This window comes from Streptomyces sp. NPDC101219 (assembly GCF_044767675.1).
In the GTDB taxonomy this organism is placed as follows: Bacteria; Actinomycetota; Actinomycetes; order Streptomycetales; family Streptomycetaceae; genus Streptomyces.
On the sequence record NZ_JBIWOK010000004.1, the window covers coordinates 329,565 to 339,556 of the forward strand.

Annotated in this window: 4 protein-coding genes and 1 pseudogene; all 5 read left to right on the forward strand. The window is 71.4% G+C overall.

Annotated elements, in window-relative coordinates; translation table 11 throughout:
* Positions 1 to 57: 57 nt before the first annotated feature.
* The 5 genes and pseudogenes from ACIRPP_RS10200 to ACIRPP_RS10220 all read left to right on the forward strand — a co-directional run bounded on the left by ACIRPP_RS10200 (position 58) and on the right by ACIRPP_RS10220 (position 9,956).
* The gene (locus ACIRPP_RS10200; RefSeq protein WP_384667221.1) at positions 58 to 1,146 is read left to right on the forward strand and encodes an ABC transporter permease; all 1,089 of its coding nucleotides are present in this window, start codon (positions 58 to 60) and stop codon (positions 1,144 to 1,146) included.
* Positions 1,143 to 1,826 carry an ABC transporter ATP-binding protein gene (locus ACIRPP_RS10205; RefSeq protein ID WP_164333335.1) on the forward strand — a complete coding sequence of 228 codons (684 nt, stop codon included), beginning with the start codon at positions 1,143 to 1,145 and terminating at the stop codon, positions 1,824 to 1,826. The genes ACIRPP_RS10200 and ACIRPP_RS10205 overlap by 4 nt, the downstream gene beginning before the upstream one ends.
* Positions 1,827 to 2,111: 285 nt before the next feature.
* Positions 2,112 to 2,405, forward strand: coding sequence for a hypothetical protein (locus ACIRPP_RS10210; RefSeq protein WP_164333334.1), 294 nt, complete (start codon positions 2,112 to 2,114; stop codon positions 2,403 to 2,405).
* Between the two features lie 751 nt (positions 2,406 to 3,156).
* Positions 3,157 to 3,406 (forward strand): annotated as a pseudogene (locus tag ACIRPP_RS10215) (hypothetical protein); the annotation flags it as partial.
* A gap of 214 nt (positions 3,407 to 3,620) precedes the next feature.
* Entirely contained in the window at positions 3,621 to 9,956 is a 6,336-nt protein-coding gene (locus tag ACIRPP_RS10220; RefSeq protein WP_403640098.1) for a protein kinase, read from the forward strand.
* Positions 9,957 to 9,992: the final 36 nt, after the last annotated feature.

Here is a 9,992-nt window from a genome sequence, read left to right on the forward strand (position 1 = left end):
TGACGGCAATGGTGGAGGCATACCTCATCCGCAGCCAGAAAAAGGCAGGCCAAAGCCGTGTTCGTCGCCTGGAGAGACCTGAAGTTCGCCAAGGGGCGGTTCGCCCTGATGGGGACCGTCATCGTGCTCATCACCCTGCTGGTCGGCCTGCTGTCCGGACTGACTGCCGGGCTGGGCCGGCAGAACGTCTCCGCCATCACCGGCCTGCCGGCCGACAGGATCGCCTTCCAGGCGCCCAGCGGCGGCCAGGACGTGTCCTACTCCAACTCCACCGTCATCGCCAAGCAGTGGCAGCAGTGGTCCAAGACGCCCGGCGTGGAAAGTGCCGAACCGCTGGGCATCACCACCACCAAGGCCACCGCCGGCGACAGGAGCACCGGGGTATCCGCCTTCGGCATCCAGCCCGGCTCCCGCCTCGCCCCGGACAGCGACAAGATCAACGGTAAGTCGGTGGTGCTGTCCACCACGGCTGCCGACGACCTCGGACTCAAGGCGGGGGACGCCTTCACCCTGGCCGGTGACCGGCTGACCGTAGCCGCCGTCAAGGGCGATGCCTCGTTCAGCCACACCCCAGTGATCTGGACCAGCCTCGATGTCTGGCAGGAGACCGCACCCCCCACCACCGGCGGTGACGGCCCGGCTGCGACCGTGATCGCCCTGACCACCACCTCCAACGCCGATCTGGCGGCCACCGACCAGGCCGCCGGCACCAAGACGCTCTCCAAGGACGACTCGCTCTCCGCGATCGGCTCCTACACCTCCGAGAACGGCTCCTTGCAGCTGATGCGCGGCTTCCTGTTCGCCATCTCCGCCCTGGTCATCGGCGCCTTCTTCACCGTGTGGACCATCCAGCGCAGCGGCGACGTCGCCGTCCTCAAGGCGCTGGGCGCCTCCACGGCCAACCTCCTCAAGGACGCACTGGGCCAGGCCGTCGTCCTGCTCGTCGGCGGCACCCTGCTCGGCACCGGCCTCGCCGCAGGTCTCGGGGCGCTCGTCTCCGGCAGCGCCGTGCCCTTCCTCCTCACCCCCACAACCGTCCTGCTCCCGGCCGCCGTGGTGATCCTCCTCGGCCTCCTCGGCGCGGGCCTGGCCATCCGCCGCATCACCTCCGTCGACCCGCTGACCGCCCTGGGGAGCGCCCGATGAGCCTTGACCTGACCGACATCACTCTCACCTATCCCGACGGCGACAGCCGACTGACCGCCCTCGACAACGTCACACTCGACGTCCCCAAGGGCAGCCTCGCGGCCGTGATCGGCCCCTCCGGCTCCGGCAAGTCCAGCCTCCTTGCCGTCGCCGCCACCCTCATCACCCCCGACACCGGCGCCGTCACCATCGACGGCATTCTCACCACCGGTATGAGCCGCGGCGAGCTCACCGATCTGCGCCGCCACAAGATCGGCATCGTCTTCCAGCAGCCCAACCTGCTGCCCTCCCTCACCGCCGCCGAACAGCTCCAGGTCATGGCCCAGCTCGACGGCCGCTCACCGGCCAAGGCCCGCACCCGCGCCCTCGACCTGCTCGACGCGGTCGGCCTGGCCGACCTCGCGGGCCGCCGCCCGCACCAGCTTTCCGGCGGCCAGCGCCAGCGCGTCAACATCGCCCGCGCCCTGATGAACGACCCCACCGTCCTCCTGGTCGACGAACCCACCAGCGCCCTCGACCACGAACGCGGCGCCGCGATCATCGACCTGATCACCCGCCTCACCCACCAGCAGGCCACCGCCACCGTCCTGGTCACCCACGACCGCACCCGCCTCACCGCCGTCGACCAGATCGCCGAAGTCCACGACGGCCGCCTCCATCTGCCCGCAGCAGCCCGCTGACCCTCCGACGCCCCCAGGCCCGGGGACGTGCCCCAGCACACCAGGGGGCACGCCCCGGCCCCTCCCCTCGTCCGCACTATGAGATGGCCTTCCGAGCGGCAGCCGGGTTCTGCCAGCATGCCCGCATGCAGCAGCAGCTGATTATCAGCGGCAGCGTGCCGGCACCGAGCCCGCAGGAGTAACCCTCCCCGGCTCACCACCCGCACGCAGACCTCTCGCACCTCGCGAGGGGTCTTTTTCGTTTTCCGGCCCCACCACGGCCCCCATAGACAAGGACCACCACCCATGGAACACACCCGGCTCACCGTCACGCTCCGGCCCGGCCACGGAACGCTCGCACGCCTTGCCGCCACCCTCAACAACCACCACGTGCTCGACCTTGCATACACCACCTCATCACCGGACTCGGCCACGGCCGTCGTACGCGTGCCGCGGTCCGACGCGCCGCGCGCACAGCACAAGCTGCGCAGACTCGTCGATGTGATCGACGTGTCGCTGGATCCCGCTTCGGCCCGCACTGCCGAAGTGCCAGACCTTCCCGCCACCCGCCGTCCCGCCGCCGGTGCAGCCCACCCGTGAACGGTTCGGCCGATGCCGCCCTGAGCGACGTGGTCCACTCCCGCACTGAAGACGCCGCCCTGTCCCCTTGGGCCCTGAACCGAGCGCCGGCCGGGGAGTGTGGCGGCCCCCGCTCGGTGTTCGGCCTGCCACTCCTGCTCGCCGTCGTCGTCCTCATCGAGCTCCGGCGCGTCCGGGTCGCACAGCGGACGCAGACTCCCGCCGACGAGGACGGAGCCGGTGAAGTTGTAGCGGCCGAGTATCTCCTTGTCTGGACACCTTCGGGTGATGCCGGACCCGGCGCCGTGGCGGTGGAGGTCTCGTTGAGCCCTCCGAGTGCAGGCTCGGGGAGGCCGGTGTGCGGGTGGTCAAGGAACGCGATGGCGGTGTCGTACGGCGGGTGCGGCTGGTGGACGGTGACGGCCGTGGGATCGACGGGTCTTGTCGCGCAACAGGTCGTGGACCTGCTGGGTGGTGCCGTCGGCCCTCACTTCGCGTAGTAGTCGTAGACGGTCTTGTACGGCGGGAAGTCGTGCGGTACTCCCACGGGATGCCGGTGCGGTTGACGTACAGGATCGCGTTGACGATCTCCCGCAAGTCGTGCACCCGGGCCGCCGTGCCGGGACCGGTTCGCCCGGCTCGCCAAGCGGTGAAGACCGGTTAGATCAAGGCCCAGCGGGCGTCGGAGACATCACTGCGGTACGGACGACGAGCACTCATCCCTTGGAAGGTGGACGCCGATCAGGCGCGCATCGACGTCGAGGTCGAGGCGATGCCCCTCGCGCCGGTCCGACCCGGAGGTCCTGTGGCGCAAGCCGCCCGTGCTCGCGACCGCCGCACTCCCGGGGACGACGCTTGGGCGCCTCGGCGGGCCGTCGACCGGGTCGCCGACGGCGTGGGCCGCGGCGGGCGCCGCCATCCGGAAGCTGCACGACGCGCCGCCGCTCAGGAAGCACCCGCCCAGCCGGTCGGCTGGTCGACTGGCCGGCCGCGAGCTCTACCACGTTGCGAGGCGCCCGGATGTCAGCCTGCAGACACATACGTCGATCGCACTAACAACACAGTCGGCGCGTTGACAACGTAAACAGATTGCATAATCCTCTTCAACCGGGACGGTATACGCTCCCTTGCGGGACGCATCCACCGCGTACAAAACGGGTGAATGGGGAGGGGTAAGTGGGGTTGGGGACAGTCGGCGGACGTTTCCGCATCACAGGCGTCGTCGGGCGCGGGAACATGGGCGAGGTGCACCGGGCCGAGGACCTGAAGGCCGCCCCGGACTCCCCGCACCGGCAGGTCGCCGTCAAGACCCTGCTGCGCAGCCGGACCGGGGGCGCGATCGACGCCTCGGGGTCCGGCAAGGAGACCGCCCGCTTCCGCCGCGAGGTGCGCATCATGCGCATGCTCTCGCAGGGGCACCCGAACCTCACTCTCCTGATCGACGGCGGCGTGGACGACACCGCGGACGGCGGCGGACTGCCGTACCTGGCGATGGAGCTGCTCGACGGCAGTCCGCTCGCCGACCTCATCGACGAGGAACCCCAGCTGCCGGTCTCCTGGGTCGCCGCCATCGGCGCCCAGATCGCGTCCGGGCTCACCGCCGCGCACACCGCCGGGGTCGTCCACCGCGACCTGAAGCCGGCCAACGTGATGCTGACCGGTGACGGCACCGTCAAGGTCCTCGACTTCGGGATGGGCTCGATCGTCGACGACCCCGACCAGACGCGCCTGACCAGCACGGGCGTCAGCCTCGGCACGGCCCGCTACATGGCGCCCGAGCAGTTCCGCGCCGAGCAGGTCTCCGCCTCGGCCGACCTCTATGCGCTCGGCTGCATCCTGTACGAACTGCTCATCGGCCGTCCGCCGTTCTCCGGCCGGACCCACTACGAGATCTCCGAGCAACATCTGCGGGAGCTGCCGCCCCAGCTGACGCTGGTGCGTCCGGATCTGCCCGCCGGTCTGGTCCGGCTGGTGGAGCGTCTGCTGGAGAAGGACGCCGAACACCGGCCGGAGAATGCCGCGTCGGTCCGCGAGGTGCTGGTCCCGCTCGCGCTCTCCCAGGACCCGACGGCTGCCCTGCTCGCTCCGCACTGGCAGGAGTCCGACCCGGTGGCGCGGCTGCGCGCCCTGCTTCCCGAGCGGGTCCCCGCCGTACCCGCGCCCGCGCCGCGCAGGCAGCCGCGTCTGCCGGAGGCGATGGACGTCTTCGGCATCCACGCCGACCTGATCACCGAGTACGAGAGCTTCACCAGGAGCGGCACGGTGATCCGGGACGCCCGGATCGAGGGCTTCGTCGCGGACGATCTGAGGGCGAAGTCGCAGTGGCCCGACCCGTGGCTGTCGCTGAACCCGTTCTTCGCGGACGGCGGCCAGGTCACCGACCTGGTGCGGGACGGCGTCCTGCACCCGAAGTGCGCGGAGATCTTCCAGGCCGGCAAGAAGGAGACCTCGTCGCGTCCGGACGGACGGCCGCTGACCTTCCACCTGCACCAGCGTCAGGCGATCGAGGCCGCGCAGGCCGGTGACTCCTACGTCCTGACCACGGGCACCGGCTCCGGCAAGTCGCTGGCGTACATCGTGCCGATCGTCGACCGCGTCCTGAAGGAGCGTGCGGCGGCGGGACCCAGCGCCGAGCGCCGGGTGCGGGCGATCGTCGTCTACCCGATGAACGCGCTGGCCAACTCGCAACTCGGGGAGCTGGAGAAGTACCTGCGCCACGGTTTCGGGAAGGGCCGCGAGCCGGTCACCTTCGCCCGTTACACCGGCCAGGAGTCCAGCGAGGAGCGCCGTGAGCTGCGCAAGAACCCGCCGGACATCCTGCTCACCAACTACGTGATGCTGGAGCTGATGCTGACCCGGCCGGACGACCGGGACAGCCTGATCCGCATGGCGGAGGGACTTCAGTTCCTCGTCTTCGACGAGCTGCACACCTACCGGGGCCGGCAGGGCGCCGACGTGGCGTTCCTGATCCGGCGGGTCCGTGAGGCCTGCCGGGCGTCGGAGTCCCTGCAGTGCATCGGCACCTCGGCGACCATGTCGACCGAGGGCACCTGGGACGACCAGCGGCGTGAGGTGGCCAAGGTCGCCAGGCGGCTGTTCGGCACGACGGTGGTGCCGGAGCGGGTCATCGGGGAGACCCTGGTCCGGGCCACCGACGAGGCGCCGGAGTCCGTGCCCGCGGAGCGGCTGCGGGTGCCTTCGGCGCCCCGGTCGTACGAGGCGCTGACGAAGGATCCCCTGGCGCGCTGGGTGGAGTCGCGGTTCGGTCTGGAGCGGGAGGAGGGCACGGGCCGGCTGCGCCGGCGTGCCCCGGCGACCGTCGAGGAGGCGGCGGCGGAGCTGTCCGCCGTGTCCGGTGTCGCCGAGGAGACGGTGCGCGAGGCGATCCGGACGACGCTGGAGGCGGGCGCGCAGGCCAAGAACCCGGTGACGGAACGGCCGCTGTTCGCGTTCCGGCTGCACCAGTTCCTGTCCAAGGGCGACACCGTCTACACGACGCTGGAGGACCCGCTCACCCGGCCGCTGACCCGCACCTATCAGCTGGAGCAGCCGGGCAGCGGCGGCAAGCCGCTGTTCCCGCTGGCGTTCTGCCGCGAGTGCGGTCAGGAGTATCTGACCGTCTGGCGCAGCGAGGACGGCGGCGCCTTCCGGTACGAGCCGCGCCGGGACACCTCCGCCTCCGGGGGCCGCGAGGGCGAGGGCTACCTGTATCTGGGCATGCCCGGGCAGGACTACGAGTGGCCGGCCGATCCGCAGAAGGCGGTGGACGACCGCCGGCTGCCGGAGTCGTGGCTGGAGCCGGACGCGAACGGCGGGATGACCGTCAAGAAGTCCTACCGCCCCCGTCTGCCGAAGCGCGTCGTCGTGGACGCCCACGGCAACGAGTCGGGTGAGGGCCTGGTGGCGGCGTTCGTGCCGGCGCCGTTCCTGTTCTGCGTGCACTGCCAGGTCAGTTACGAGCAGACGCGCGGCCGGGACTTCGCCAAGCTGGCCACCCTGGACCAGGAGGGGCGTTCGTCGGCGACCTCGCTGATCTCCGCGTCGATCGTGAAGTCCCTGCGGGCGGTGCCCGAGGACAGCCTGGGCAAGGAGGCGCGCAAGCTCCTCACCTTCGTCGACAACCGGCAGGACGCGTCGCTGCAGGCAGGGCACTTCAACGACTTCGCCCAGGTGACGCAGTTGCGCGGCGCGCTGTACCAGGCGGCGGTGCAGGCGGGTGAGGACGGGCTGCGCCATGACGACCTCGCCGAGGCCGTCACCGAGGTGATGGGCCTGACGCCCCGTGACTACGCGGCGGGCACGAACCTGCCTCCGTCCATGGAGAAGCGGGCGGCGAAGGTGTTCCGGGACGTCGTCGGGTACCGCCTCTACCGCGACCTGGAGCGCGGCTGGCGCATCACGATGCCGAACCTGGAGCAGACGGGTCTGCTGCGGATCGGCTACGAGGACCTGGACTGGGTGGCCGCCCAGCCGGACCGCTGGCAGTCCGCGCACGCGGTGCTGCGCGACGCCGACCCGCATCTGCGCGAGGAGATCGGCCGCACGCTGCTCGACCACATGCGGCGTGAACTGGCCATCGACGTGCAGTACTTCCGCGACGACTTCGACACCTTGCAGCGGGCGAGCGAGGAACGCCTGACCGGCCCGTGGGTGTTGAGCGACTCGGACCAGCCGACCGTCGGCACCGCCTACCCGTACGGTTCGCGGCCGGGCATGGAGCGCTCCGCGCTGTTCCTGTCGGCGCGCGGCAAGTTCGGCAAGTACCTGCGGCGGAATCTGCCCGCGCTCCGTGAGGCGTCGGCCTCCCTGGAGGACGTGCAGTGCGTCATCGAGGACCTGTTGAAGGTGCTGCGGGACGCCGAGCTCGTGCGCGAGGTGGAGGCGGTTCCCGAGCGCTCGGGGCCGGCCTTCCGCCGCCGCGCCTCGGAGAAGCGCCTCGGCTACCGGGTGGCGGCCGCCGCGCTGGTCTGGCGGGCCGGTGACGGTGAGCGGGGCGCGGTCGACCCGCTGGCGCGCACCTACAGCAGCGGCGAGGGACCGCGCGTCAACCCGTTCTTCCGCGACCTGTACCGCACGGCGGCGGCCGAGCTGGCCGGCCTGTTCGCGCGGGAGCACACCGCGCAGGTCACGCCGGAGGACCGGCTGGAGCGCGAGCGGCAGTTCCGCGACGCCGAACTGCCCTTGCTGTACTGCTCGCCGACGATGGAGCTGGGCGTGGACATCGCCTCGCTCAACGCGGTGATGATGCGCAACGTGCCGCCGACTCCGGCGAACTACGCGCAGCGCTCGGGACGCGCGGGCCGCTCCGGCCAGCCCGCGCTGGTGACCACGTACTGCGCGACGGGCAACAGCCACGACCAGTACTACTTCCGCTTTTCCCGGGACATGGTGTCGGGGCAGGTGGCCCCGCCGCGCCTGGATCTCGCCAACGAGGACCTGGTCCGCTCGCACCTCCAGGGCATCTGGCTGGCGGAGACCGGGATGGAGCTGGGCGCCGCGATCCCGCACGTCATCGACGTCGCCTACGACCCGGACGGCGACGACCGCCCCGACCCGCAGATGCCGCTGCCGCTGGTCGACAGGATCCGCGACCTGTCCCTGGACGAAGGCGCCCGCCGCCGTGCGGTCGTCGCGGCCCGTACGGTCCTCGCCCCGCTGATCGCCGACTTCGAGGCGACGACCTGGTGGTACGACGAGTGGATCGAGGACCGGATCGAGCGCGCCCCGGCGAAGTTCGACGCGGCGTTCGACCGGTGGCGGGACCTGTTCCGGGCGGCCGTCATCGACCAGTACGAGCAGAACAAGCGGGTCGTCGACCACACCCTCTCCCCCGGTGAGCAGAGCCGGGCGCGTACCCGCCGCCGGGAGGCGGAGACGCAGACGAACCTGCTGCTGAACCGCTCCACCGACAGCAAGTCGGTGATGAGCGACTTCAACCCGTACCGCTACCTGGCGTCCGAGGGGTTCCTGCCCGGCTACAGCTTCCCGAGGCTGCCGCTGGCCGCGTACATCCCGCGGTCCGGCAACCGCCGCAACGCCGACGGCGACTACCTGCAGCGGCCCCGGTTCCTCGCGATCCGCGAGTTCGGCCCCGGTGCGCTCATCTACCACGAGGGCGCCCGCTACCAGGTGACCCGGGTGCAGCTGCCGCCGGACGCCTCGGGCGACCTGGCGACGGCGGAGGCCCGCCGCTGTGACGGCTGCGGCTACCACCACGATGTCAGGGCCGGTTCCGACCTGTGCGCGATGTGCGGGGAGCCGCTGCGCGGCAAGCGCACGGGCCTGCTCCAGCTGCACACCGTGTACACCACCCCGCGTGAGCGGATCTCCTCGGACGAGGAGGAGCGGCGCAGGGCCGGTTTCCGTCTGGAGACGTCGTACGCGTTCCAGGACCACGGCGCCCGCAAGGGCCGTCTCTCCTCGCACGTGAGCGACGGGGACGGCTCGCCGGTCCTCGGTCTGGACTACGGCGACTCGGCGACCGTGCGCATCACCAACCTGGGCCGGGTCCGCGACAAGGAGGGCGAGCCGGACGGCTACTGGCTGGACCTGGGCGACGGCCGCTGGCTGAACGACCGGGCCGCCGCGGACGCCATCGAGGGCACCGGGATGCCGGTGGTCGACGAGGACGGCAACGAGAAGCGCCGCAAGAAGCGGGTGCTGCCGTACGTGCAGGACCGCCGGAACATCCTGGTGGTGACGCTGGACGAGCCGCAGCCGGAGCCGGTGGCGCTGTCGTTCCTGTACGCCCTGGAGCGGGGCATCGAGGCGGCGTTCGAGCTGGAGGACTCCGAGCTGACGGCGGAACTGCTGCCGCCGGACGACGGGCCGCGCCGCCGCATGCTGTTCACGGAGGCCGCGGAGGGCGGCGCGGGCGTGCTGCGCCGTATCCAGCACGAGAAGGACGCGCTCGCGCAGGCCGCCCGGACGGCACTGGAGATCTGCCACTTCGACCCGGACACGGGCGAGGACCTGGGCGGTCCTTCCGAGCAGGAGAAGTGCGCCCGCGGCTGCTACACCTGCCTGCTGACGTACGCCAACCAGGGCCACCACCGGCAGTTGAGCCGGCACACCGCCCGCCCGCTGCTGCTGCGCCTGGCGGGCGCCCGCACCGAGCGGGAGGATCGGGGCGAGTCCCGCAGCGAGGTGTTCCGCAGGCTCGTACCGGCGGCGGCTGCCGGCACGGGCGGCAGCACGGCGGCGGACGCGGACGCTCCCGCCGCTGCCGGGGGCTCCCCCGTGTCCGTGCCGACGCCGCTGGAGACGGACCTGGCGGCGCTCGTCGCGCAGGGCGATCTGGTCGGCTGGCTCAAGGCGAAGGGCTACCGGCTGCCGGACGCGGCCGACGTGTTCGTCGACGCGGCGGCGGCCCGGCCCGACCTGGTGTTCCGCCTGGACGGCGTCCACCTCGCCGTGTTCGTCGACACCGCGGACCGGCCGGCCGACTCCTCCCGTGACGTGGAGGCCGGTTACCGCCTGGAGGAGGCGGGCTGGGACGTGCTGCGCTTCCCTGCGGACGCGGACTGGGACGCCGTCGTCGAGCACCATGCCGCCTACTTCCATCTGCGCTGACCGTCCCGCGCCCCTGACGACCTCCCGACGTATCGA